This is a genomic window from Lichenibacterium dinghuense (genome assembly GCF_021730615.1).
In the GTDB taxonomy this organism is placed as follows: Bacteria; Pseudomonadota; Alphaproteobacteria; order Rhizobiales; family Beijerinckiaceae; genus Lichenihabitans; species Lichenihabitans dinghuensis.
This window is the reverse complement of the sequence record NZ_JAJLMN010000001.1, coordinates 1,546,634-1,567,758: the sequence shown is the minus strand read 5'-3', so window position 1 is coordinate 1,567,758 and position 21,125 is coordinate 1,546,634. Positions and strand designations below refer to the sequence as shown.

Annotated in this window: 21 protein-coding genes and 1 tRNA gene; 12 read left to right on the top strand and 10 right to left on the bottom strand. The window is 72.4% G+C overall.

The window, feature by feature from the left end; all coding sequences use genetic code 11:
* The first annotated feature begins 230 nt into the window (after window positions 1-230).
* From L7N97_RS07525 to L7N97_RS07515, 3 genes are all read left to right on the top strand, one after another.
* Window positions 231-437, top strand: a complete 207-nt coding sequence (locus L7N97_RS07525) for a hypothetical protein (protein ID WP_237477702.1) — start codon at window positions 231-233, stop codon at window positions 435-437.
* Between the two features lie 93 nt (window positions 438-530).
* Window positions 531-608: transfer RNA gene (locus L7N97_RS07520), tRNA-Pro, on the top strand.
* Window positions 609-897: 289 nt separating this feature from the next.
* Window positions 898-1,113, top strand: a complete 216-nt coding sequence (locus tag L7N97_RS07515) for a hypothetical protein (protein WP_237477701.1) — start codon at window positions 898-900, stop codon at window positions 1,111-1,113.
* 36 nt (window positions 1,114-1,149) lie between these two features.
* Here L7N97_RS07515 and L7N97_RS07510 read toward each other — a convergent pair whose 3' ends face one another.
* Both L7N97_RS07510 and L7N97_RS07505 read right to left on the bottom strand, forming a co-directional pair.
* Window positions 1,150-1,374 (bottom strand): hypothetical protein, encoded by a 225-nt coding sequence (locus L7N97_RS07510; RefSeq protein ID WP_237477700.1) that lies wholly within the window; start codon window positions 1,372-1,374, stop codon window positions 1,150-1,152.
* A gap of 3 nt (window positions 1,375-1,377) precedes the next feature.
* On the bottom strand, window positions 1,378-1,587 hold the full coding sequence (locus L7N97_RS07505; RefSeq protein ID WP_237477699.1) for a hypothetical protein: 210 nt from the start codon (window positions 1,585-1,587) through the stop codon (window positions 1,378-1,380).
* A 208-nt stretch (window positions 1,588-1,795) separates the two neighbouring features.
* On the opposite strand from L7N97_RS07505, the gene L7N97_RS07500 reads away from it, so the two are divergent.
* Entirely contained in the window at window positions 1,796-2,011 is a 216-nt protein-coding gene (locus L7N97_RS07500; RefSeq protein WP_237477698.1) for a hypothetical protein, read from the top strand.
* Window positions 2,011-2,262 carry a hypothetical protein gene (locus L7N97_RS07495; RefSeq protein ID WP_237477697.1) on the top strand — a complete coding sequence of 84 codons (252 nt, stop codon included), beginning with the start codon at window positions 2,011-2,013 and terminating at the stop codon, window positions 2,260-2,262. Before L7N97_RS07500 ends, L7N97_RS07495 begins: the two co-directional genes overlap by 1 nt.
* Before the next feature lie 273 nt (window positions 2,263-2,535).
* Here the strand turns inward: L7N97_RS07495 and L7N97_RS07490 are convergent, their stop codons facing one another.
* From L7N97_RS07490 to L7N97_RS07465, 6 genes are all read right to left on the bottom strand, one after another.
* Window positions 2,536-3,654 carry an acyltransferase family protein gene (locus L7N97_RS07490; RefSeq protein WP_237477696.1) on the bottom strand — a complete coding sequence of 373 codons (1,119 nt, stop codon included), beginning with the start codon at window positions 3,652-3,654 and terminating at the stop codon, window positions 2,536-2,538.
* A 102-nt stretch (window positions 3,655-3,756) separates the two neighbouring features.
* Window positions 3,757-4,566 carry a 5-deoxy-glucuronate isomerase gene (gene iolB, locus L7N97_RS07485; RefSeq protein ID WP_237477695.1) on the bottom strand — a complete coding sequence of 270 codons (810 nt, stop codon included), beginning with the start codon at window positions 4,564-4,566 and terminating at the stop codon, window positions 3,757-3,759.
* 15 nt (window positions 4,567-4,581) lie between these two features.
* Window positions 4,582-5,481, bottom strand: a complete 900-nt coding sequence (gene iolE / locus L7N97_RS07480) for a myo-inosose-2 dehydratase (RefSeq protein WP_237477694.1) — start codon at window positions 5,479-5,481, stop codon at window positions 4,582-4,584.
* A 20-nt stretch (window positions 5,482-5,501) separates the two neighbouring features.
* Window positions 5,502-7,349: a 3D-(3,5/4)-trihydroxycyclohexane-1,2-dione acylhydrolase (decyclizing) gene (gene iolD / locus L7N97_RS07475; protein WP_237477693.1), complete on the bottom strand. Its 1,848-nt coding sequence runs from the start codon at window positions 7,347-7,349 to the stop codon at window positions 5,502-5,504.
* 33 nt (window positions 7,350-7,382) lie between these two features.
* Window positions 7,383-9,308, bottom strand: coding sequence for a bifunctional 5-dehydro-2-deoxygluconokinase/5-dehydro-2-deoxyphosphogluconate aldolase (locus L7N97_RS07470; RefSeq protein WP_237477692.1), 1,926 nt, complete (start codon window positions 9,306-9,308; stop codon window positions 7,383-7,385).
* 198 nt (window positions 9,309-9,506) lie between these two features.
* Window positions 9,507-10,352 carry a MurR/RpiR family transcriptional regulator gene (locus tag L7N97_RS07465; protein WP_237477691.1) on the bottom strand — a complete coding sequence of 282 codons (846 nt, stop codon included), beginning with the start codon at window positions 10,350-10,352 and terminating at the stop codon, window positions 9,507-9,509.
* 203 nt (window positions 10,353-10,555) lie between these two features.
* On the opposite strand from L7N97_RS07465, the gene L7N97_RS07460 reads away from it, so the two are divergent.
* The 6 genes from L7N97_RS07460 (at window position 10,556) to L7N97_RS07435 (ending at window position 17,429) form a co-directional block, all read left to right on the top strand.
* On the top strand, window positions 10,556-11,380 hold the full coding sequence (locus L7N97_RS07460; protein ID WP_237477690.1) for a TIM barrel protein: 825 nt from the start codon (window positions 10,556-10,558) through the stop codon (window positions 11,378-11,380).
* Window positions 11,381-11,470: 90 nt separating this feature from the next.
* Window positions 11,471-12,397 carry a sugar ABC transporter substrate-binding protein gene (locus tag L7N97_RS07455; protein WP_237477689.1) on the top strand — a complete coding sequence of 309 codons (927 nt, stop codon included), beginning with the start codon at window positions 11,471-11,473 and terminating at the stop codon, window positions 12,395-12,397.
* Between the two features lie 195 nt (window positions 12,398-12,592).
* Window positions 12,593-13,597 (top strand): Gfo/Idh/MocA family oxidoreductase, encoded by a 1,005-nt coding sequence (locus tag L7N97_RS07450; RefSeq protein ID WP_237477688.1) that lies wholly within the window; start codon window positions 12,593-12,595, stop codon window positions 13,595-13,597.
* Window positions 13,598-13,882: 285 nt separating this feature from the next.
* Complete coding sequence (locus L7N97_RS07445) at window positions 13,883-15,421, top strand: sugar ABC transporter ATP-binding protein (protein ID WP_237482096.1); 1,539 nt, start codon at window positions 13,883-13,885, stop codon at window positions 15,419-15,421.
* 57 nt (window positions 15,422-15,478) lie between these two features.
* A complete protein-coding gene (locus L7N97_RS07440) occupies window positions 15,479-16,504 on the top strand; it encodes an ABC transporter permease (protein WP_237477687.1) in 1,026 nt (341 codons plus the stop codon).
* A 28-nt stretch (window positions 16,505-16,532) separates the two neighbouring features.
* Window positions 16,533-17,429 (top strand): sugar phosphate isomerase/epimerase family protein, encoded by an 897-nt coding sequence (locus L7N97_RS07435; protein ID WP_237477686.1) that lies wholly within the window; start codon window positions 16,533-16,535, stop codon window positions 17,427-17,429.
* Window positions 17,430-17,661: 232 nt separating this feature from the next.
* Here the strand turns inward: L7N97_RS07435 and L7N97_RS07430 are convergent, their stop codons facing one another.
* Window positions 17,662-18,828: a Gfo/Idh/MocA family protein gene (locus L7N97_RS07430; protein WP_237482094.1), complete on the bottom strand. Its 1,167-nt coding sequence runs from the start codon at window positions 18,826-18,828 to the stop codon at window positions 17,662-17,664.
* Window positions 18,829-18,848: 20 nt separating this feature from the next.
* Window positions 18,849-19,772, bottom strand: coding sequence for a sugar phosphate isomerase/epimerase family protein (locus L7N97_RS07425; protein WP_237477685.1), 924 nt, complete (start codon window positions 19,770-19,772; stop codon window positions 18,849-18,851).
* A gap of 113 nt (window positions 19,773-19,885) precedes the next feature.
* Between L7N97_RS07425 and L7N97_RS07420 the strand changes: the two genes are divergently transcribed.
* Window positions 19,886-20,896 carry a LacI family DNA-binding transcriptional regulator gene (locus L7N97_RS07420; protein ID WP_237477684.1) on the top strand — a complete coding sequence of 337 codons (1,011 nt, stop codon included), beginning with the start codon at window positions 19,886-19,888 and terminating at the stop codon, window positions 20,894-20,896.
* The last annotated feature ends 229 nt before the right edge of the window (window positions 20,897-21,125 follow it).

Here is a 21,125-nt window from a genome sequence, read left to right as displayed (position 1 = left end):
TTTGCTGGGTATCCTGCCGAAGACAGGACGCATTTCGGTCACGGGCGACGTGATTTGAGCCCTGGTCGCGCAAAAACTGTTGCGACGCTTCGTCGGCTGCGCGAAATTGACCGAGGTTAAACTCGCGGGTTTCTGTCGAGCGCGGGCGCCCGTCGGCGCCTGATCGGTCGACCTCCGGGCGCCGACATGCGGCGGGCGGGGCGAGCAGGTTCAAGTGTTGGGGGCAGGCCTTGATCGACGAGGAGCATCACGACGCGGCCATCGAGGTGCTGCACCGGATGATCGCCTATGTTCGGGCCGAAGCGTTGCGGCTCGACGTCATGGACGTGGCCCTCCTCCTGGAACACGCCGGGGACGCCGTGATGTCCTTCGCGCCCGTGCCCTCCGCGCGCCTCCACGGGCTCGCCCTCCCGGAGGCCAATCGCGTCCAGCACTGATCGAGGCCGCCGTCGAACTGCCCGGACGATCTCACGAACGGGCTTGCCACGGCCGTGCGGACGTCCTAAGAGAGCGTCACCGCCGAGCGGTGTCGGAGTGTAGCGCAGCCCGGTTAGCGCACTAGTCTGGGGGACTAGGGGTCGGAGGTTCGAATCCTCTCACTCCGACCAAACTTTCCCGTACACGGCGGCCCAACATCTCATCGGTTTGCAGAGCGTCCGAAAGCCGTGTGCCGGCTTCGCCTCGCGCCCGTGTCCAGCCTAGGGCGACGGTGTCCTACCTCGCCCGCCCTTCTCTTCCTGGGATCCGCCCCTGACCGCCGTCCGGACCTCCAATAGCCAGTTCGGGCGCGCAGACACCGACGCCTGCGTCGGTGGGTGCGAAGCGTCCGGGCAAGTCAGGACGGGCAGGCTGACGAGGCCGGGGCGGCCGAGCCCTCACCCGAACGCGGTCTGACCGATGCGCCGACCCAACGTTTATCAGCGCTCGGCACCGCGGATCCGGCGCGACACCGGGCAGAAGTCCGGGGCCGATTACGGGCCCGCGGCGCGTGCCACGATCGCGGCCGTGCCGGTGCTGCTGATGGAGGCCGAGGCGGCCGGCGCCACCGCCCTCGCGCGGTATCTCGGGCAGGCGCTGACCGAGGCCGAGGGGATCGTGAGGCGAGGCGGGTGAGCCAACCCCTCCGGCGGTGACGCTGCGTCCCCGTCCTCAGAACCGCGTGCCGCCGCAGTTCTTCCGCTCGAGCTTCGTCCGCTGCTCCCTGGACGAACAGTTGAACAGGCCCGCGGGCGCCCGCCGGACGGGCGGGGGCGCGACGCCGCGCCGCTGTTCCGCCGGGGCGCCCTCGTGGGGGCTGCCGGCCAGGGCCGGGGAGCCCGAAGCCGGAGCGGCGAGGACGAAGGCCGCGAGGAGACGGACGGTCCGCCGCCGCATGCCTCAATAGCGTCCGAAGGCGAAGCGGGCCAGGAAGGCGAGGTCGCCGGCGGGCGTGTCCCGGTGGCCGCTCACATCCTCGGCGGCCGTGCCCCGCGGTGCGGCGCTGAACCGCGGCGGGAGCCGTCCGGGGTGAGTCGGCGTCGGCAGGCCGGCGATGGGCGGCCTGGAGTGGACGGCGGAGGTGGTCTCCGCCCCGTGGTCCCGCTGCATCCCGCCGTCCTCCTGCGACCTCGGGTCGTCAACGCGCGACCGGGCCGAGGGTTTACGGCTGACGAATCTTTTGACGACGCGGCTCGGCCCGGCCGCATCGTCGCCGGGGCCGACGTCAAGGCCACGCCGCGCATCCCTTGTGGAACGACACGAAAAAGACTTATTTCGTTCGTCATGTGTTCTCGTCACTCCAGGCCGGATCGGGACCATGACGACGGAACATCTCGTGCTGCCCCGAAGGCTCGGGGCGCGAAACAGGGTCGGGGCGCCGCGCACCGGCGAGGCGAGGGGGAGATGCCGCAGCGGCGGCATCGTGGTCCCGCAAGCCCTCGACGGGGCGGCCGGCTTCGTCGCCGACCCGGCCATGCTCGCCGCCCACGGCACGGTCGCCGCCCCTCGGGACGCGTTCGGGAAGGCCGCCTGATGTCCGCCGGTTATTTCGTCCAGACCTACAAGGCCAGGGGCGCCCGCCTCGTCGGGCAGCCCACGGAGGGCTACGGCTTCGCCGACGAGGCCCTGGCGGCGGCCCGCCGCCTCGCGCGCTGGCGGGCCGGCATCGTCGTCTTCCTCCAGGAGGTCGACGACGAGGGGGTTCAGCGCGGGCGGCCGGCGGTGCTGGCCATCCACGGGCAGGTGCCGGAGGGCTGGCTCGCGGCGGAAAGGGCCGCCGCGTGACGCCGGACGACCTCGCCCGGGTCGAGACGGGATCGCCGCGCTTCGATCCGGCGGGGGATCCGGCTTCGACGCCCGCCATGCTCGCCGCGCGGCTCGGGGCCGCCGCAGCGCGGCGGCGTCCGGGCAAGGACGGGGCGGCGCGGCCGTCGAAGGGCGGAGCCGGCCGGGGGCGAGCGCTCCGAGGCCGGGGCGAGCGGCCGGCGAAGGCCTGAGCCCGGGTGTCGATCGCCCGGGGATGCTCGGCGCCGTCCGCCGGGGGGAGTGGGCGCGCGGTCAACCCGTTCGGCCGCTGCCCGCTCGCGGCCGTGATCCTCGTGTGGCCGTGACGGCGCGCGCGGGGCGTGCAGCGGTCGACCGCGCGACGGCCGCCTGGAGGCGCCGCGTCATCGGGGCCTCTAGCCAGCGATACAGCGCCAGGGCGGCCGCCACCGAACTTCCGACCAGCAGGGCCATGTAGGCGACGGGCGGCAGCCGCTGCGGGGTCATGACCTTCGACAGGGCGTAGAAGACGACGATGAACAGCGCGGAGTGGACTAGGTAGAGCGAGAACGAGGCGTCGCCGAGCCGCGTCGCGGCGCGCGCCGGCAGGCTGGTGCCGGGCTCCCCGATCCCGAGCGCCCAGGCGACGAGCGTCGCGGCCGGCAGGCCCCAGGCGAGGCCGCGCCAATCGGCGGCCGAGTTGATGAACGGGACGTAGAGCCACGCGCCCACCACGGCGGCGACGGCCAGCGCCGTCCCGGCGCGGACCGGCATCCGCCAGCCCGCGCGGTGGGCGAGGCCGAGCCAGAGCCCGAACACGAATTCGAGCACGATCGGGTCCGCCCAGTAGAACAGCGGCCAGGGGAGCGCGACGAGGCGCCCGACGAGGACCAGCCCGATCAGGCCGGCCGAGAGGGCCGCGACGGCCCGGCCGCGGGCCAGGGCCAGCACCGACGCGAAGCAGAGGTAGAAGAACATCTCGTAGTTCAGCGTCCAGCCCAGCGAGTAGACCGGGAAATAGGCGCCGTCGTCCGGCCGGAGCGCGGGCAGGAACAGGAACGAGGCGACGATGTGGGTCGCGGAGGCCCGGGGGTGGCCGGGGAGGTGGCCGAGCCCGATGGCGATGCCGGTGAAGGCCGCGGTGAACAGCCAGTAGAGCGGCGCGACCCTCACGACGCGCTTCGCCATGAAGGACAGCGCCGCTCCCGGCCGGCCGAACAGGCGCTCGGACGCGACCACCATGATGAAGCCGGAGACGACGAAGAACAGGTCGACCCCGAAGGCGCCGATGGTGAGGCTCGGGAACGGGTCGGCGAAGCCGCGGTGCACCAGCTCGCCCTGCGCGTGGAAGACCACCACGACCGTCGCGGCCACCGCCCGGACGATCTGAAGCTGGTAGATGGGTCGGCTCATCGGGGGTCCCGCGGAAGTCACCCCCTGCCGTAGCGCATCCCACGGCGCGCACGAAGCCCGCGGGCCTGCCGGCCGCGGCTCGCGGGGACGGCCTCGCCCGGCTCACGCCTCGCGCAGCATCCATTCGTGCGCGGGATCGTTGTGGAAGCGCCAGATGCGCTTCGGGCCCGCCATGACGTTGAGGTAGAACAGGTCGTAGCCGTGCGGGGCGCCGACCGGGTGATAGCCGCGCGGCACGAGCACGACGTCGCGGTCGGCGAAGCTCACCGTCTCGTCGAGCGAGCGGTCGTCGGTGTAGACGCGCTGCACCCCGTAGCCCTGCGGCGGGTCGAGCCGGTGGTAGTAGGTTTCCTCCAGCAGGCTCTCGGCCGGCAGAGCGTCGCGGTCGTGCTTGTGGGGCGGATAGCTCGACCAGTGGCCCGCCGGCGTCACCACCTCCACCACGAGCAGGCTCTCGGCCTCGGCCGTGTCGGGCAGGATGTTGCGGACGTGGCGCATGTTGGTGCCCGTGCCGCGCGTCTCCTGCCCGACCGCGCCCGGCGGGATCACGCGCGCCGGCAGCCGGCCCTCGGCGGGCGCCCGGCAGACCGCGACCTCGCAGGGGCCCTCCGCCACGATCGCGAAGGACGAGCGCGCCGGCGCGTAGAGCGACCAGCCCGGCCCCTCGAACGCGCCCCGCCGCCCGCCGATGGTGCCGAAGTCATGGCCGCCCGCCGACGCGCGGGCCGTGCCGGACAGCACCACGACGCAGGCCTCCCGGTCGCCCGTGTCGCGCGCGAGGCGCTGGCCGGCTCCGAGGTCGAAGACCTCGAAGCCGACGTAGGTCCAGCCGGCGCTCTCGGGGGTCACGGCGTGGACGCGGCCGTCGGCGTCGGGCGCCGAGGGGCGGACGAGGAGGGGCGAGGCGGCCATGGGGTTGCTCCCGCGTCAGTCGAGGCCCGCCTCGCGCAGGGCCGCCCGGATGTGGGCGACGCCGCGCTTGGCGTAGGTGAGGGGATGGGCCTTGTCGGGGTCCTGCTCGGCTTCCAGCACCACCCAGCCGGAATAGCCGCGCAGGGCCTCGAACACGGCCGCGTAGTCGACCGCGCCGTCGCCCGGCACGGTGTAGACGCCGAGCTCGTCGCCCTGGCCCAGGATCGCGTCGAGGAAGGACAGGTCCTCGGCCTCGGCGGCCTTGGCCTTGTCGAGGCGCACGTCCTTGCAGTGGACGTGGCTGATGCGCTCGCGGTAGCGCGCCGCGAGCTTCGCCGGGTCGGCGCCGCCCCAGGTGGCGTGGCCGGTGTCGAGCAGGAGGTTGGCGGGCGCCCGCGTGTTCTCCATGAGGGCGTCGATCTCGGCCTCGGTCTGCACGATCGTGCCCATGTGGTGATGGTAGCAGAGCTTCAGCCCCTCGCCCGCGAGGCGCTCCGCGAGTTCGGTCACCTTGGCGCCGTAGGGCGCCCAGTCGCCGCTCGCCATCACGGGGCGGCGCGACAGCGGCGTCGCGCGGCTGCCGTGCACGGTGTTCGACGTTTCGCAGACGATGAACACGTCCGTGCCCACGGCCTTCAGGAGGTCGCGGTGCGCCTTGGCGAGCTCGAACTCCTCGGCGGCCGAGCGGCGCAGGAGCTCGATCGAGTGCCAGCCGCCGATGCAGGCCATGCCGTAGGGCGCCAGCGCCGCCTTCAGGGCTTCCGGCTCGCGCGGGAACTTGTTGCCGAGCTCCATGCCGACGATGCCGGCCTCCCGCGCTTCGGCGAGGCAGGTCTCGAGCGGCGTCGCGCCGCCGATCTCGATCAGGTCGTCGTTGGACCAGCCGATCGGGTTCGCGCCGATGCGGATCGCCATGTGTGTCTCCGTTCAGTGGTTCAGTTGACGGCGCGCTGGTGGGCGCGGCGCCGGTCGTAGCCCTCGCGGGCGGTCGCGACCTCGGGGCGCGCCGACACTTCCGGCACCGCCACGTCCCACCAGAAGCCGCCCGCGTCGGTCGAGGGTCCGGCGTCGGTGTCGATCAGGATCACCTGCGTGGTCGGGGCGCCGCGGGCCTCCTCGACCGCCGCTTCGAGTTCGGCGAGGCTCGCCACCTTGCGGGCGCCGGCGCCGAGCGCGCGGGCGTGGGCCACGAAGTCGATGGCGGGCAGCGCCACGTGGCGCGAGTCGGCCAGGAGGTTGTTGAAGGGCGCGCCGCCGCATTCCGCCTGGAGCCGGTTGATGCAGCCGTATCCGCCGTTGTCGAGCAGCACGATCGTGAGCTTCAGCCCCAGCATGACCGAGGTGGCGATCTCCGAGTTCAGCATCAGGTAGGAGCCGTCGCCCACCATCACGATCACCTCGCGGTCGGGGAGCGCCATCTTCACGCCGAGGCCGCCGGCGATCTCGTATCCCATGCAGGAATAGCCGTATTCGAGGTGGTAGCCGAGCGCGTCGCCGCTCTTCCACAGCTTGTGCAGTTCCCCGGGCAGGCCGCCGGCGGCGCAGACCACCACGTCGGACGGGCGGCCGGCGCGCTGCACGGCGCCGATCACCTGCGCGTCGCTGGGCCGCTCGGCGTTGCCGGGCGCCGTGTAGGCGGCCGCGGTCCCGTCCCAGCGCTCCTTCTCGGCGTGCATGCGCTCCGTCCAGGCGCGCGGCGCCGCGTGGTCGCCGAGCGCGCCGTCGAGCGCGGCGAGGCCGATCCTGGCGTCGGCGACGAGCGGCAGGGCGCCGAACTTGCCGGCGTCGAACGCCTGCACGTTCAGCATGACGATGCGGGACGCCGGGTCGCCGACGAGCGCCGCCGAGCCGGTGGTGAAGTCGGCGAGGCGCGTGCCCACCGCCAGCAGCAGGTCGGCCTCGGCCGCGAGCGCGTTTGAGGCGCCGGTGCCCGTCACCCCGACGGCCCCCATGGCGTTGGGGTGGTGGTCGGGAAGGGACGACTTGCCGGCCTGCGTCTCGACGACCGGGATGCCGCGGCGTTGCGCGAAACCCGCGAGGTCGCGCTCGGCCGAGGCGTAGAGCACGCCGCCGCCCGCGACGATGACGGGGCGCTTCGCCGCGCGCAGGGCCGCGGCGGCCTCCTCAAGCTCGGCCGTGTCGGGGGGCGGCCGGCGCACCCGGCGCAGCCGGGGCTCGAAGAAGCGCGCGGGATAGTCGTGCGCCTCGGCCTGCACGTCCTGGCAGAACGACAGGGTGACGGGGCCGCATTCGGCCGGGTCGGTCAGCACGGCGAGCGCGCGCTCCAGCGCCGGCATCAGCTGCTCGGGCCGCGCGATGCGGTCGAAGTAGCGCGACACGGGGCGGAAGCAGTCCGAGGCCGAGACGGTGCCGTCGCCGAAGCTCTCGACCTGCTGCAGCACGGGGTCGGGCCGGCGGCTGGCGAAGACGTCGCCCGGCACGAGCAGCACGGGCAGGCGGTTGACGTGGGCCAGTGCGCAGGCCGTCACCATGTTGGTGGCGCCGGGGCCGATCGAGGTCGTGCAGGCCATCATGCGCCGCCGCCGCATCGCCTTGGCGTAGGCGATGGCGGCATGCGCCATGGCCTGCTCGTTGTGGGCGCGGTAGGTCGGGAAGCTGTCGCGGATGCCGTGCAGCGCTTCGCCCATGCCCGACACGTTGCCGTGGCCGAAGATGGCCCAGCAGCCGGCGAAGAGCGGCAGCGTTTCGCCGTCCACCTCCGTCATCTGGACGCTGAGGTAGCGCACCATCGCCTGCGCGGCGGTCAGCCGGATCGTGCCCATGGCGTCACCCGTCCCGTGATCAGATGGAGGAAGTCAGTCCGGCCGCGCGCCCCGCCACACGCCGACGAGGTCGGCGAAGCGGGCCGCCATGGCGTCGCGCACCTCCGCGTCGCCCATCCGGCCCGCGAACCAGGCCCGCGCGGGCTCGCTGAAGATGGTGCGACCGACCGCGAAGCCCTTGACGGCCGGGCAGCCGGCGGCGCGCTCGAACTGGGCGCGGAGGTCCGACATCGGGGCATCGAGTCCGAGCAGCATGACGCCCCGGCAGCGGGGATCGCCCTCGCGGATCGCCGCCGCGACCGCGTCCCAGGCTGCAGTGGAGGGCTGGCCTTCGAGCTTCCACCAGTCGGGCCGGATGCCGAGGCCGTAGAGGCGGCGCACTACGGCCGCCACCGTGTCGTCGCCGAGCGGGCCGTGCTTGCCGGCGATGACCTCGATCAGCAGCTCGCGCCCGGCGCGGCGCGCGGCGTCGTGGAGGCGGATGAGCTCGCGGTCCTGCCGTTCGGTGAGGTCCGCCGGGTCGTCCGGCCGGGTGAAGCACAGGCACTTGATCGTGTGGCCGAGCGGCCAGTCGGCGAGGTGCGCGCCGAGCGAGCCCGTGCCCTCGAAGTCGAGCGGGCGCGAGCCCGGCCGCTCGACCGGGCGGCCGATCCAGAGCTTCTCGTCCGTGGCGCGGAACAGCGCGTCCTGCCCGTGCGTGCCGTCGAGCAGCATGCCGAAGCCGGGCCGGCCGGCCGCGACCTTCACCGTGGCTTCGAGCGCCAGCACCTTGAGGGCCCTGATGCGCTCGCGCGGCGCCCCGGCCTCGTCCGCCATGGCTTCGAGCTGCATGCGATGGTCGATGGCGAAGGCCATGACCGTGTCCGGCCTGGCGTGGGCCGGGATCAGCGCGTCGCGGGTCGTCGCCCAGTGGAGGTGGTTCAGCGCGGCGTCGCGCCGGAGCACGCGGGTCGGCGAGCCGTGCGCGATGAAGTGCTGGAGCTCGGCGAAGGTCGGGTATTCGACCGAGCACAGGAGCCGCGACACCGCGAAGGCGCCGGCCGCGTTGGCGAAGGCGAGCGCGCGCTCCAGCGGCTCGCCGCGCAGGTAGCCGCGCAGGAGGCCCGACATGAAGGCGTCGCCGGCGCCGAGCACGTTCAGCACCTCGACCGGGAAGCCGGGCCCCGTGACGCCGTCCTCGATGGCTTCCGGGATCTCGCCCGGGAAGGCGACGCAGCCCATGGGGCCGCGCTTGCACACGATCAGCGCGCGGCTGCGCGCCCGGATGGCGCGGATGGCGGCGAGGGCGTCGTCGGCGCCCCCGGCGATCATCAGCTCCTCCTCGGTGCCGACGATCACGTCGCAATGCGGCAGCACCGGCGCGAGGAGCGCGGTGACGCGCTCGGATTCGATGTAGCGCGCCTCGCCGGCGCCGTGGCCCGCGAGGCCCCACAGGTTCGGCCGATAGTCGACGTCGAAGATCACCTTTCGCCCGTGCGCCTCGGCGTGGCGGATGGCGAGCATCTGCGCTTCCGCGGCGGCGGGTGCGGCGAAGTGGGTGCCCGTCACCAGCACGGCGGCGGCGCTCGCGACGTAAGCTTCGTCGATGTCGGAGGGGTCGAGCGCGCCGTCGGCGCAATCGGTCCGGTAGAAGATCAGCGGAAAGGTGTGCTGGTCCTTGACGCCGAGGATCACCAGCGCGGTCAGGCGGTCGGGGTCGGTGTGCACGCCCGCGACGTCGACGCCCTCGCGCAGCAGCTGCTCGCGGATGAAGCGGCCCATGTGCTCGTCGCCGACGCGGGTGACGAGGCCGCTCCTGAGGCCCAGCCGCGCCGTGCCGATGGCGATGTTGGTCGGGCAGCCGCCGACCGCCTTCGAGAAGCTCGCCATGTCCTCGAGCCGGCCGCCGATCTGCGCGCCGTAGAGGTCCACGGAAGACCGGCCGATGGCGATGACGTCGAGGACGGGCTCTTCACGCATGGTGCGATGGTCCTGTCGCGGCCCGGCTCCAGCGCGTCGCCGGCCGTCGGGGCCGCCCTCCCGGTGCGGTCGTTCTTGAACGCGACCGGCGCCGGGCGGCCTCGGCCGTGGCGGCGCGGTCACGGGCAGGATGAAACACCGGTTCCCGATGATCGTCAATATGGAATTTTCATTCCCTTGGCGGCACCCGGCTCGCGCTCACCGCGCGCCGCGCCGCTCCGCGGTCCCGACCGCCAGCGCCATGGCGAGCGCGAGGGTGGCCGACATGGGCCGGAAGCCCTCGAAGTCCTCCTCGACGACCTCGAACCACGCCTTGGCGGGCGGCAGCAACGGGCTGAACGGGCTGTCGGTGATGACGACGAGCGGCGTCCCCGCGGCGGCGACCCGCTGCGCATGGTCCACGGTGGCCGAGGCGTAGGGCGTGAAGCTCACCGCGACCGCGGCGTCGGCCGGGGTCGCGAAGGACAGGGTCTCGGGGTCGTTGCCGGAGCCGGAGCCGACCAGCACGTTCTTCACGCCGAGCTTGCCGAGGGCGTAGTTGAGGTAGGCCGTCACGGGGTAGGAGCGGCGCTGGCCGATGAGGTAGATCGTGTCCGCCGGCGCCAGCAGCGACACGGCGGCGTCGAGCGCCTCGGGCCGCAGCCGGTCCCGCAGGAGCCGCACGGACTGCTCGGCCGCGGTGGCGAAGCCCTCGAACAGGATCCCGACCTTGAGGGCGGCTTCCGAATGGCCCCGCAGGGCGCGCAGCCGCTCCTCGTAGCTCGGCACGCGGTCGCGCAGGCGCTCGCGGAACACCGACTGCAGGTCGGAGAAGCCGTTGTAGCCGAGGGCCTGGGCGAAGCGCACCAGCGTCGAGGGCTGCACGGCGGCCCGCGCCGCGATGCTGGCCGCGGTGCCGAAGGCGATCTCGTCGGGGTTCGCCATGGCGAAGGCCGCCACCTGGGCCAGGCGCTTCGGCAGCCGGGGCTGCCGGTCGATCAGGGCCTGCCGCAGCGCGACGAAAGTCTCCGGCGCGCCCTCGTCACCCCTCACCGCATCGTCCATGCCGGGCCGCTCCGCCTCGATCGTCCCGGCCGGACACGCGGCGGAACATCCATTCCGCGATGATCCGCCGGTGGCCGGGGCCGGGCAAGGCCCCGCGGCGCAACTTCCCGCCGCCGCGCACAACCGCTTGACGACCCCTGATCTGGAATGCATGATCCGAAAAATACAAAAAAGAATGACATGTTCCGGGAGTGAGCCAGACGATGAACGCCTTCGGCCTCAATCACCGCGTCGCGCCCGCGGCGAGCCTGACGGCCTTCTTCGACCTCGCCGTCTCGCTCGGCGTCTCCGGCGTCGAGATCCGCAACGAGCTGCCGGGCGTCGCCATCGCGGACGGCACGCCGCCCGAGACGGTGCGGCGCGAGGCCGAGGCGCGGGGCCTGACGATCCTGTCGATCAACGCGCTCTACCCCTTCAACATGTGGACGCCCGAGCGCGCCGAGGAGGCGAGGAAGCTCATCGACACTGCGGCGGCCTGCGGCGCGGCGGGCGTGGTGCTGTGCCCGCTCAACGATCCGGCCTACCGGGCGGGGGACGCGGAGCGCCTCGGGCGCCTGCGCGAGGCGCTCGCCGCGCTGGCGCCGCTGCTGCGCCGGGCCGGCGTCACCGGCCTCGTCGAGCCGCTCGGCTTTCCGGAATCGTCGCTGCGCTTCAAGCGCGAGGCGGTCGCGGCCATCGACGCCGTCGGCGAGGCGGGCACCTTCAAGCTCGTCCACGACACGTTCCACCACCACGTCGCGGGCGAGGCCGAGCTCTTCCCCGCGCGGACGGGCCTCGTCCACATCTCCGGCGTGGTCGACGCGGCGATCCCGCGCGACGCGATGAAGGACGCCCACCGGGTCCTCGTCGACGGCGAGGACCGGCTCGACAACCTCGGCCAGATCCGGGCGCTCGCGGCGGGCGGCTACGAAGGGCCGCTGTCCTTCGAACCCTTCGCCGACAGCGTGTCGAATGCGCCCGACATCCGCTCCGCGCTCGCGGACAGCATGGCGGCGGTGCGGCAGGCGGACGCGATCCCGGCGCGCTGAAAAGCTGGGCAAAATTGGCGAGAAGCGCTCGACACGAGGGCGCCCGCAGTCACGATGCGGCCTCGTAAGGCCGAACACGGGAGGAACGCGATGAGGGGACGATTCTTGACGACGGCGGCGCTGGCGCTGCTGGCGATGTCGGGCCTGGCCGGGGGCGCGTCGGCCACCACCATCGGGGTCACGATGGACAAGTTCGACGACAACTTCCTCACCAGCGTGCGCAACGCGATCCAGGCGGAAGCCAAGGACAAGGGCGTGACGCTGCAGATCGAGGACGCGGGCGACGACACCGGCAAGCAGATCAGCCAGATCCAGAACTTCATCGCCCAGAAGGTCGACGCCATCATCGTCAACCCGGTCGACACCTCGGCCACGCCGAAGATGACACAGCTCGCCGTCGCGGCGAAGATCCCGCTCGTCTACGTGAACCGCAAGCCGGAGGACAAGACGCTGCCGAGCAACGTCGCCTTCGTGGGCTCGAACGAGAAGGTGTCGGGCACGCTGGAAGCCGAAGAGCTGGCCAAGTGCCTCAAGGGCAAGGGCAACATCGTCATCATGGAGGGCCAGCTCTCCAACAACGCCGCGCTCGACCGCACCGCCGACGTCGAGGAGGTGATGGCCAAGCATCCCGACATCAAGATCACGCAGAAGCAGACGGCCGAGTGGGGCCGCAACAAGGCCATCGACCTGATGAACAACTGGATCACCCAGGGCGGCAAGATCGACGGCGTCGCGTCCAACAACGACGAGATGGCGATCGGCGCGATCCTGGCGCTGAAGCAGGCCGGCGTCGACCCGAAGAGCGTGTGCATCGGCGGCATCGACGCCACGGCGGACGGCCTCGCCGAGGTGGCCAACGGCAACCTCTACGTGACGGTGTTCCAGAACGCCAAGGGCCAGGGCAAGGGCGCGGTCGACACGGCGCTGGCGCTCATCAAGGGCGAGAAGGTGCCGTCCTTCGTCGACGTGCCCTTCGAGAAGGTCACGAAGGACAACTACAAGCAATACGCTCAGTGACGCAGAACCTTTCTCCCCCTCAGGGAGAAGGCGGCCGGCCGCAAGGCCGGTCGGATGAGGGGTCATCCCAGCCCCCTCCGCTGGCCCGGTCCATCATGGAGCACGGCGCTAGGCCCCCTCATCCGCCCTGACCTCGTCAGGGCACCTTCTCCCGCGAGGGGAGAAGGGGAGCGCGTTTCAACAGGACAGGGATTCATGACAGTTCGCATCGGGGTCATCGGCGTCGGCATGATCGGCCAGGACCACATCCGCCGCCTCAGCAAGGTGCTGGCCGGGGGCCGGGTGGTCGCGGTGGCCGACACGGACGCGGCCCGCGCCCGCGAGGTCGCCGGGGGGCTCGGCTCCGCCAGGGCCCACGCGACCGGGCAGGAGGTGATCGCCGATCCGGACGTCGACGCCGTGCTGGTCTGCTCCTGGGGGCCGAGCCACGAGGACTACGTCGTGGCCGCCATCAGGGCCGGCAAGCCGGTGTTCTGCGAGAAGCCGCTCGCCACCACGGAGGCGGCCTGCCTCAACATCATCGAGGCCGAGGTCGCGGCCGGGCGGCGGCTCGTGCAGGTCGGCTTCATGCGCCGCTACGACGACAGCTACCGCGCCATGAAGCGCACGATCGACTCGGGCGAGATCGGCGCGCCGCTGATGATGTCGAGCGGCCACCGCAACCCGTCCGTGCCGGGCCACTACACGAGCGACATGGCGATCGTCGACACGGCCGTGCACGACATCGACATCGCGCGCTGGCTGTTCGACGACGAGATCGCCGAGACGCTGGTGATCAAGCCGCGCCAGAACAGCCGCGGCGGCGAGCTGCACGATCCCCTGATGATGATCCTGCGGATGCGCGGGGGCGCCCTCGTCAACGTCGAGACCTCGGTCAACATCGACTACGGCTATGACATCCGCGGCGAGATCGTCGGCGAGACCGGCACCGTCACCATGGCGGAGAGCAACACGGTGATCGTGAAGAGCCGCGGCAGCTTCGGCGGCCGCGTGCCCGAGGACTGGCGCGAGCGCTTCATGCGGGCCTACGACGTCGAGCTGCAGGAATGGCTTGACGCCTGTGCGGCGGGCGAGGTGCGCGGGCCCTCGAGCTGGGACGGCTACGCCGCGACGGTGGCGACCGACGCCGGCCTCGTCGCGCTGAAGTCGGGCGGCTGGGCCACCGTCACCCTGCGCGACAAGCCCACGATCTACGGCTGAGCGCGGAGCGCCGGGCGGGGGAGGGGATCATGAGGGTTCGGGCGACCGTCTCGGGCAGGCCGCCGCGCTCGGCGCGGGGCCGGACGGGCTCGCCGAGATGGCGCTGAGGCGCGCGGGCGACACGGTACCGGGCCACGTCGACGCGCCCTTCGAGCGCGTGACGAGGGACGATCATCGATCCTGCGTCGGCCGCTGACGGCTCAGAACTGTTACGGGTTCAGGCGGACCATCCCCGCGGGACATCGGCAGAGGCGACACGTGGATCACCAGGGGGAGGACGACGCGATGCTGAGCCCGTCGACGTTCAAGGCGGTGCGGGAGTCGGGCGCGGTCCCGGGCGCCGACTACCTGCTCGAGGTGGACAACGTCCGCAAGGAGTTCCCCGGCGTCGTGGCGCTCGACGACGTGTCCTTGCGCATCCGCCGCGGCACCGTCCACGCGCTGATGGGCGAGAACGGCGCCGGCAAGTCGACGCTGATGAAGATCATCGCCGGCGTGTACCAGCCCGACGCCGGCACGCTGCGCCTCAAGGGCGTCGAGATCCGGATATCCTCTCCGCTCGACGCCCTGGAGGCCGGCATCGCCATGATCCATCAGGAGCTCAACCTGATGCCCTTCATGACGGTGGCGGAGAACATCTGGATCCGCCGCGAGCCGCTGAACCGCTTCGGCTTCGTCGACCACCGCGAGATGAACCGGCGCACCCGCGCCCTGTTCGACCGGCTCGGCATCGATGTCGACCCCGCATCCGAGGTGCGCGACCATTCGGTCGCGACGCGCCAGATGATCGAGATCGCCAAGGCGGTCTCCTACGAGTCCGACGTGCTCATCATGGACGAGCCGACCTCGGCCCTGACCGACCGCGAGGTGGACCACCTGTTCCGCATCATCGGCGACCTGCGCCGACAGGGGAAGGGCATCGTCTACATCACGCACAAGATGAACGAGCTCTTCACGATCGCCGACGACGTGTCGATCTTCCGCGACGGCCGCTACATCGCCACCCGCTCGGCCAGGGACATCACCCGCGACCAAGTCATCCAGATGATGGTGGGCCGCGAGATCACGCAGATGTTCCCCAAGGAGGAAGCGAAGATCGGCGAGGTGATCCTGTCGGTGAGAGACCTCGCGCTCGACGGGGTGTTCGAAGGGGTCTCCTTCGACCTGCGCCGCGGCGAGATCCTGGGCCTCGCGGGCCTCGTCGGCTCGGGCCGCACCAACGTGGCCGAGACGATCTTCGGCGTGACGCCGGCGACGGGCGGCGAGATCCGGCTCGACGGCGTGCCGGTCCGGGTCGCGAGCCCCCGCGATGGCATGCGGGCCGGCATGGCGCTCCTGACCGAGGACCGCAAGGACACCGGCTGCTTCCTCATGCTCAGCGTGCGCGAGAACATGGAGATGGCGGTCCTCACCGACCGCTACGTCAAGGGCGGCTTCATCCAGCAGGGCGCGGTCGACGCCGAGTGCGGCAGGATGAAGGACGCCATGCGGGTCAAGACGCCGAACCTCGACGAGCGCATCGAGAACCTCAGCGGCGGCAATCAGCAGAAGGTGCTGATCGGCCGCTGGCTGATGACGGGCCCCAAGATCCTGATCCTCGACGAGCCGACGCGCGGCATCGACGTCGGCGCCAAGGCGGAGATCCACCGCCTGATCTCGCGCCTCGCCGGGCAGGGGGTGGCGGTCATCATGATCTCGTCGGAGCTGCCCGAGGTGCTGGGCATGAGCGACCGCGTGGCGGTGATGCACGCGGGCCGGCTGACCGGCATCCTCGACCGCGCCGAGGCCGACCAGGTGTCGGTGATGCGGCTCGCGGCGGCCTGATGCCCGATCGACCACACTGAAGGGGGCGGCTACAGCCTCCGACACGCGGAGGACAGCATGACCGAACCCCTGACCAACACGATCGCGGTGGCGGAGCGCAAGGCCGGGCGGCGCCGATTGCCCAACGAGGTGGGCATCGTGCTGGTGCTGATCGGCATCGCGCTGTTCTTCGAGGCGCTGGGCTGGGGCGTGCGCGGGCAGAGCTTCCTGTTCAACGGGCAGCGCCTGCTGGTGATGATCCTGCAGGTGTCGGTGGTGGGCCTCATCGCCATCGGGGTCACCCAGGTCATCATCACGGGCGGCATCGACCTGTCGTCGGGCTCGGTGCTGGCGGTGTCGGCCATGGTGGCGGCGAGCCTCGCCCAGGAGCCCGGCTACGCCCGCGCGGTGTTCCCGGCCCTCACCGGCCTGCCCTTCGTCGTGCCGGTGCTGTGCGGCCTCGTGATCGGCGGCATCGCGGGGCTCATCAACGGCTCGCTGATCGCGATAACGGCCATCCCGCCCTTCATCGCCACGCTCGGCATGATGGTGACGGCCCGCTCGGTGGCGCAGCTCTACACCCGCGGCCAGCCCATCTCGATGCTGGCCGACAACTACACCTGGATCGGCTCGGGCGCCGTGCCGGTGGTCATCTTCCTGGTCACGGCGATGATCTTCCACGTCGCGCTGCGCTACACGCGCTACGGCAAGTTCACCTACGCGATCGGCGCCAACCCGCAGGCCGCGCGGGTCAGCGGCATCGACGTGCGCCGGCACATCATGGTGGTCTACACGATCGCGGGCGTGCTGTCGGGGCTGGCCGGCCTCGTCACGGCGGCGCGCGCGGCCTCGGGCCAGTCCTCGATGGGCACGGGCTACGAGCTCGACGCCATCGCGGCGGCGGTGATCGGCGGCGTGTCGCTGTCGGGCGGCTCGGGCCGCATCTCCGGCACGGTGATCGGCACGCTGATCCTCGGCGTGATGACCTCGGGCTTCACCTTCGTGGGCATCGACGCCTACGTGCAGGGCATCGTCAAGGGCATCATCATCGTGGCGGCCGTGGTGGTCGACCAGTACCGCCAGAGCCGCCGTCGCAAGGCCTGAGCCCGATCCCTCACAGCGGAGCAGAGCCGTGAAGCACACGCTCGACCCCCACATGTTCCGGCACCTGTCGCTCGAAGACACCTGCCGCAAGGTCGCCGCGCTCGGCTACGACCACGTCGAGCTGTCGCCCCGGCCGGACTTCCTGTCGTGGTGGACGCGGCCGAAGGTGTATCCGGAGCGCGTCAGGGCCTTCAAACGCGCCCTCAAGGACCACGGCGTCGGCCTCGCCACGCTGCAGCCGATGTACCGCTGGGCGAGCCCCTATCCCGACGAGTGGGAGGTGGCGATCGACAATTGGAAGCGGGCCATCCAGGTCGCTGTCGAGATGGAATGCCCGATGCTGGTATCCGAGTTCGGGCGCGGCGGCTCGCCCGACCGCAGCCTCGCGGACCGCAGCGGCCTGCACCGGCCCGAAACCTGCGAGGGGCAGTTCTTCCGCGCCATGGACGTGCTGGTGCCGATCCTGGAGCGGGAAGGGCTCGTGCTGTCGCTCGAAGCCCATCCGGAGGACTGGATCGAGGAGATCGCCCCCGCGGTCGACATCATCAGGACCATCGACTCCAGGTCAGTGCGCGCCTCCTTCATCGCGCCCCACACCTTCTTCTACGGCCCCGACATGGTGGCGAACCTGCGCGCCACGGCGGGCTATCTCGCGCACGTGCGGCTCGCCGACACCTACGACCACACCAAGTCCTCGCAGCTCCGCTACATCGTCAACCCGCCGGGTTCCAAGGTGCGCGTGCACCAGCACACCGACTTCGGCCAGGGCGAGATCGACTGGGAGCTGTTCTTCCAGACGCTCGGCGAGATGAAGTTCGACGGCGTCCTGTCGAACTGCGTCTTCGCCTGGGAGGATCGCTACGAGGACAGCGCGCGGTTCATGCTGGCCGAGACGAAGCGGTACGTGGAAAAGTACTGGGCCTGAGCGGGGCCGAGAGGCGGGTCCTGCCGGGCAGGATCACGCTGCGAGTACCCGACCCCACCCGTCATCGCGAGCGCAGCGAAGCGATCCAGCCGTCGCCCTCGGAAGAGTCGCTCCGCGCAGGTCCCCGAAGGTCCGGCGGCTCACGGCGGCTGGATCGCGTCGCTGCGCTCGCGACGACGGCGGAGGGCGGTCGATCCCGCGTCGGCCTCGCCGGCGCCACGCCGCCCTGCCGCTACCGGTAGTCCACCCACACCCCGCCGGCGTCGGCCGAGCGCACGCAGTTCTCGACCCAGCGCACCCCGGCGACGCCGGCCGCGACGTCGGGGTAGCGCAGGCCGGCCAGGGCCGCGGCGTCGCCGCGGTCCGTCGCCCGCATGGCGGCGGCGAAGCGGCCGTAGAGGACCGACCAGGACTCGAACAGGCCCTCCGGGTGGCCGACGCTGATGTGGTCCCCGGCCAGCGCCTCCGGGTGGAGGTAGCTCATGCCGCGTTCCAGGGCGCGGGCGGGCTCGCCCTGCACCTCGAAGGACAGCTGGTTCGGGCGCTCGTCCCACCATTCCAGGCTCGCGCGGGAGCCGACGATCCGCACCTTCTGGCTGTGGATCGCGCCGGCGTTGACGGCGCTGGTCCACACCGTGCCGAAGGCGCCGCCCTCGTATTCCATGAGCGTCACCGCGTTGTCCTCCAGCGGGGCGCGGCTCTTCACGAAGCTCTGCCGCGCGCACAGCAGCCGCCGGATCTTCAGCTCGGGGCAGATGACCTCGGACAGGTAGAGCGGATGCGTGGCGAGGTCGCCCAGCACGTAGCTCGGCCCGGCGAAGCGCGGGTCGACGCGCCAGCGGATCGCGGGGTTGTCCGCCTCGACCGCCGTGCTGTGGAAGCCGTGGGCGAATTGCAGGTTGACGAGGCGGATCTCGCCGAGCTCGCCGGCCGCCACCATGGCGCGGGCCTGCTCGATCGTGCCGTAGCCCGAATAGCCGTAGGTGACGCCGAGGACCCGGCCGCGCTCGGCCGCGAGGCGCTGCAGCGCCTCGGCCTCGGCCACCGTGAAGCAGAGCGGCTTCTCGCAGACCACGTGGAGCCCGTGCTCCAGCGCGGCGCGGCAGATCGCGAAATGCGTGCTGTTGGGCGTCGCGACCGACACGGCCTCGATCCCGTCCGCGCGCGCGGCCTCGCCGGCGAACAGCGCCGCGAAGTCCGGGTAGCAGCGCGCGGGGTCGAGGCCGAGCTCGGCCCCGAAGCTGGCCCCGCGCGCGTGGTCGATGTCGAAGGCGCCCGCGACGAGGTCGAAGCGCCGGTCGCGCAGCGCGGCCGAGCGGTGGATGTAGCCGATCTGGCTGCCGCGCCCGCCGCCCACCATGGCCCAGCGGATCGGCCGTGCGCCCCGCGTCTCGCTCATCGCCATGTCCTCTCCCTCCCTCAGAACCCGATGCCGCGCAGGTAGGCGCGGCTCGCCGCGACGTCCGCGAGGCTGCCGCCCGCGCTCCGCGGGTCGCGCTCCTGCTCGACCGTGGCGAAGCCGGCGTAGCCGATGCGGTGGAGCGCGGCCCGCACCGCCGGATAGTCGATGACGCCGCGGCCGATGGGGCACATCACGCCCCGCGCGCAGGCGTCGAAGAAGCGGATGCGCTCGCCCGTCACGGCGGCGAAGACCTGCCCGTCGATGTCCTTGAAGTGCACGTAGTCGAGCCGGTCGGCGTAGCGCTCCAGCGTCTCGACGGGGTCCATGCCGGCGTAGAAGCTGTGGCCGGTGTCGATGCAGAAGCCGGCCTCGTCCGGCGGCACGTCGGCGGCGATGCGGGCCACCTCGTCGGCGAACTCGATGTACCCGCCCGCGTGGGGATGGATCACGGCGCGCACGCCGTGGCGGTCCCGCGCGAGGCGGGCGACCGCGCGGACGTTGGCCACCATGTCGTCCCAGGCGGCGCCGTCCAGCCGCGGCGCCCGGTCGGAATGGCCGGCCGCGAAGTCGCGCTCGTCGTGGCCCCAGTCCATCACGGTGAGGTAGGGCGCGGGAAAGCGATGCCCGGCGGCGGTCACCGGCGGCGGCAGGCGCCTGAGGAAGGCGCAGATCTCGTCCGCCTGCCGCAGCAGGGTTTCGCGGTTCGCCGGGGACGCGAGGTCGTCGAAGATCGTGCCGGCCACGATCGTGAGGCCGCGCTCCCTCAGCGCGCGGCCGACCCGCTCGGCGTCGAGCGGCACGTAGCCGTAGGGGCCGAGCTCCAGCCCGCCGTAGCCGGCCGCCGCCGCCTCGTCGAACACCCGCTTCCAGGGCGGCAGGTGCGGGTTGCGGACGTCGTCGACGCCCCAGCAGCAGGGCGCCGTGGTGACCGTGATGCCCATCGTCTCCCCCGCCGCCGGCGCGGCGCTCCGCGCCCGCCGCCGCGATCTAGCGGGCTTGCGCTGGCCGCGGACAGCGCGGAAATGATGGGATCCCCTCAGATCCGGACGCCCCGATGCCGCGCAAGCCGACTCTGGAGGACGTGGCCGCGCTCGCGGGCGTGTCGATCGCCACGGTGGACCGCGTGGTGAACCGGCGCGGCGGCGTCAGGCCCGACCGGGAAGGGCGCGTGCTCGCGGCGGCGCGGCGCCTGGAGCTCGACCGCAGGCTCGGCCGCGCCTACGCGCACCGGCTGCGCGTCGCCGTGCTGATCCAGTCGCCCGCGAACCCGTTCCACGCGGCGCTGGCCCTGGCCTTCGCGGCCGCCAACCACGCCGCGCTCGACCTCAACATGCAGTTCCTGGTGCACCACCTCGACCCGAACCGGCCGGACCGCATCCCCGGCTTGATCGACCGGCTGGCGCGGGGGCACGACGGGCTGGTGATCGCGACCCCGGCGGGCGATGCGATCGCGGCGGCGCTGCGCCGCGCCGCGGCCGCCATCCCGGTCGCCACGCTGGCGACCGACGTGCCCGGCAGCGGCCGCCACGCCTATGTGGGGCCGGACGACGTCCAGGGCGGCCGGGTCGCCGGCGACCTCATCGGCCGCTTCCTCGGCCCCGCGGGCGGCGACGTCGCGATGATCACGGGGCTGCGCTCCATGGCCGGGCACCGCGACCGCGAGAGCGGCTTCCGCGCCGTGCTGTGCGAGCACTTCCCGGCCTGCCGGCTCGTCGCGGTCGCGGAAAGCCGGGAGGTGGCGGAGGGCGCGGGCGAGGCCGCCGCGGCGGCCCTGCGCGCCCACCCCGGCCTCAGGGGCCTCTACCTGACCTCGGCGGGGGCGGACTGCGTCGTGGCGGCCCTGAAGGCGGCCGGCGCCGCGGACGTCGCCTTCGTGACGCACGAGCTCACCGACGACCGCCGCACCCTGCTGCGGGCGCGCGCCATCCACGCCGTGGTGGACCAGGACACGTCCGCCGAGGTGCGGACGATCGCGGACACCATGGCGCGGCTGCTCGGGCGGCTCGACGGTGCCGCCGCGGCCCCGTCCACGCCCGTGCGGGTCTTCACCGCCGAGAACTGCTGACGCGCCCGGGGCGGCGCCCGGCGTCTATCCCTTCGGGCCGCGGCGCGTCATGATCCGACGACGACCCGGACGATTCGCCGCCGCGGAGGCTCCCATCGACGTTCCCCATCGCTCGGCCGGCGGCTGGAGCCGCTGATTCGCGCCGCCGTCTACGCCGCGCCCGCGCCGGGCGGCGCGCTGCACCGCCTGGCCTCGCTCTGGCTCGGCCGCGACGCCGCGACGGGCGAGC

Coding starts and splice junctions, on each gene's coding strand:
- L7N97_RS07515 (WP_237477701.1), top strand. CDS start 898: ATGCGCCGACCCAACGTTTATCAGCGCTCGGCACCGCGGATCCGGCGC.
- L7N97_RS07510 (WP_237477700.1), bottom strand. CDS start 1,374: ATGCGGCGGCGGACCGTCCGTCTCCTCGCGGCCTTCGTCCTCGCCGCT.
- L7N97_RS07505 (WP_237477699.1), bottom strand. CDS start 1,587: ATGCAGCGGGACCACGGGGCGGAGACCACCTCCGCCGTCCACTCCAGG.
- L7N97_RS07500 (WP_237477698.1), top strand. CDS start 1,796: ATGACGACGGAACATCTCGTGCTGCCCCGAAGGCTCGGGGCGCGAAAC.
- L7N97_RS07495 (WP_237477697.1), top strand. CDS start 2,011: ATGTCCGCCGGTTATTTCGTCCAGACCTACAAGGCCAGGGGCGCCCGC.
- L7N97_RS07490 (WP_237477696.1), bottom strand. CDS start 3,654: ATGAGCCGACCCATCTACCAGCTTCAGATCGTCCGGGCGGTGGCCGCG.
- iolB (WP_237477695.1), bottom strand. CDS start 4,566: ATGGCCGCCTCGCCCCTCCTCGTCCGCCCCTCGGCGCCCGACGCCGAC.
- iolE (WP_237477694.1), bottom strand. CDS start 5,481: ATGGCGATCCGCATCGGCGCGAACCCGATCGGCTGGTCCAACGACGAC.
- iolD (WP_237477693.1), bottom strand. CDS start 7,349: ATGGGCACGATCCGGCTGACCGCCGCGCAGGCGATGGTGCGCTACCTC.
- L7N97_RS07470 (WP_237477692.1), bottom strand. CDS start 9,308: ATGCGTGAAGAGCCCGTCCTCGACGTCATCGCCATCGGCCGGTCTTCC.
- L7N97_RS07465 (WP_237477691.1), bottom strand. CDS start 10,352: ATGGACGATGCGGTGAGGGGTGACGAGGGCGCGCCGGAGACTTTCGTC.
- L7N97_RS07460 (WP_237477690.1), top strand. CDS start 10,556: ATGAACGCCTTCGGCCTCAATCACCGCGTCGCGCCCGCGGCGAGCCTG.
- L7N97_RS07455 (WP_237477689.1), top strand. CDS start 11,471: ATGAGGGGACGATTCTTGACGACGGCGGCGCTGGCGCTGCTGGCGATG.
- L7N97_RS07450 (WP_237477688.1), top strand. CDS start 12,593: ATGACAGTTCGCATCGGGGTCATCGGCGTCGGCATGATCGGCCAGGAC.
- L7N97_RS07445 (WP_237482096.1), top strand. CDS start 13,883: ATGCTGAGCCCGTCGACGTTCAAGGCGGTGCGGGAGTCGGGCGCGGTC.
- L7N97_RS07440 (WP_237477687.1), top strand. CDS start 15,479: ATGACCGAACCCCTGACCAACACGATCGCGGTGGCGGAGCGCAAGGCC.
- L7N97_RS07430 (WP_237482094.1), bottom strand. CDS start 18,828: ATGAGCGAGACGCGGGGCGCACGGCCGATCCGCTGGGCCATGGTGGGC.
- L7N97_RS07425 (WP_237477685.1), bottom strand. CDS start 19,772: ATGGGCATCACGGTCACCACGGCGCCCTGCTGCTGGGGCGTCGACGAC.
- L7N97_RS07420 (WP_237477684.1), top strand. CDS start 19,886: ATGCCGCGCAAGCCGACTCTGGAGGACGTGGCCGCGCTCGCGGGCGTG.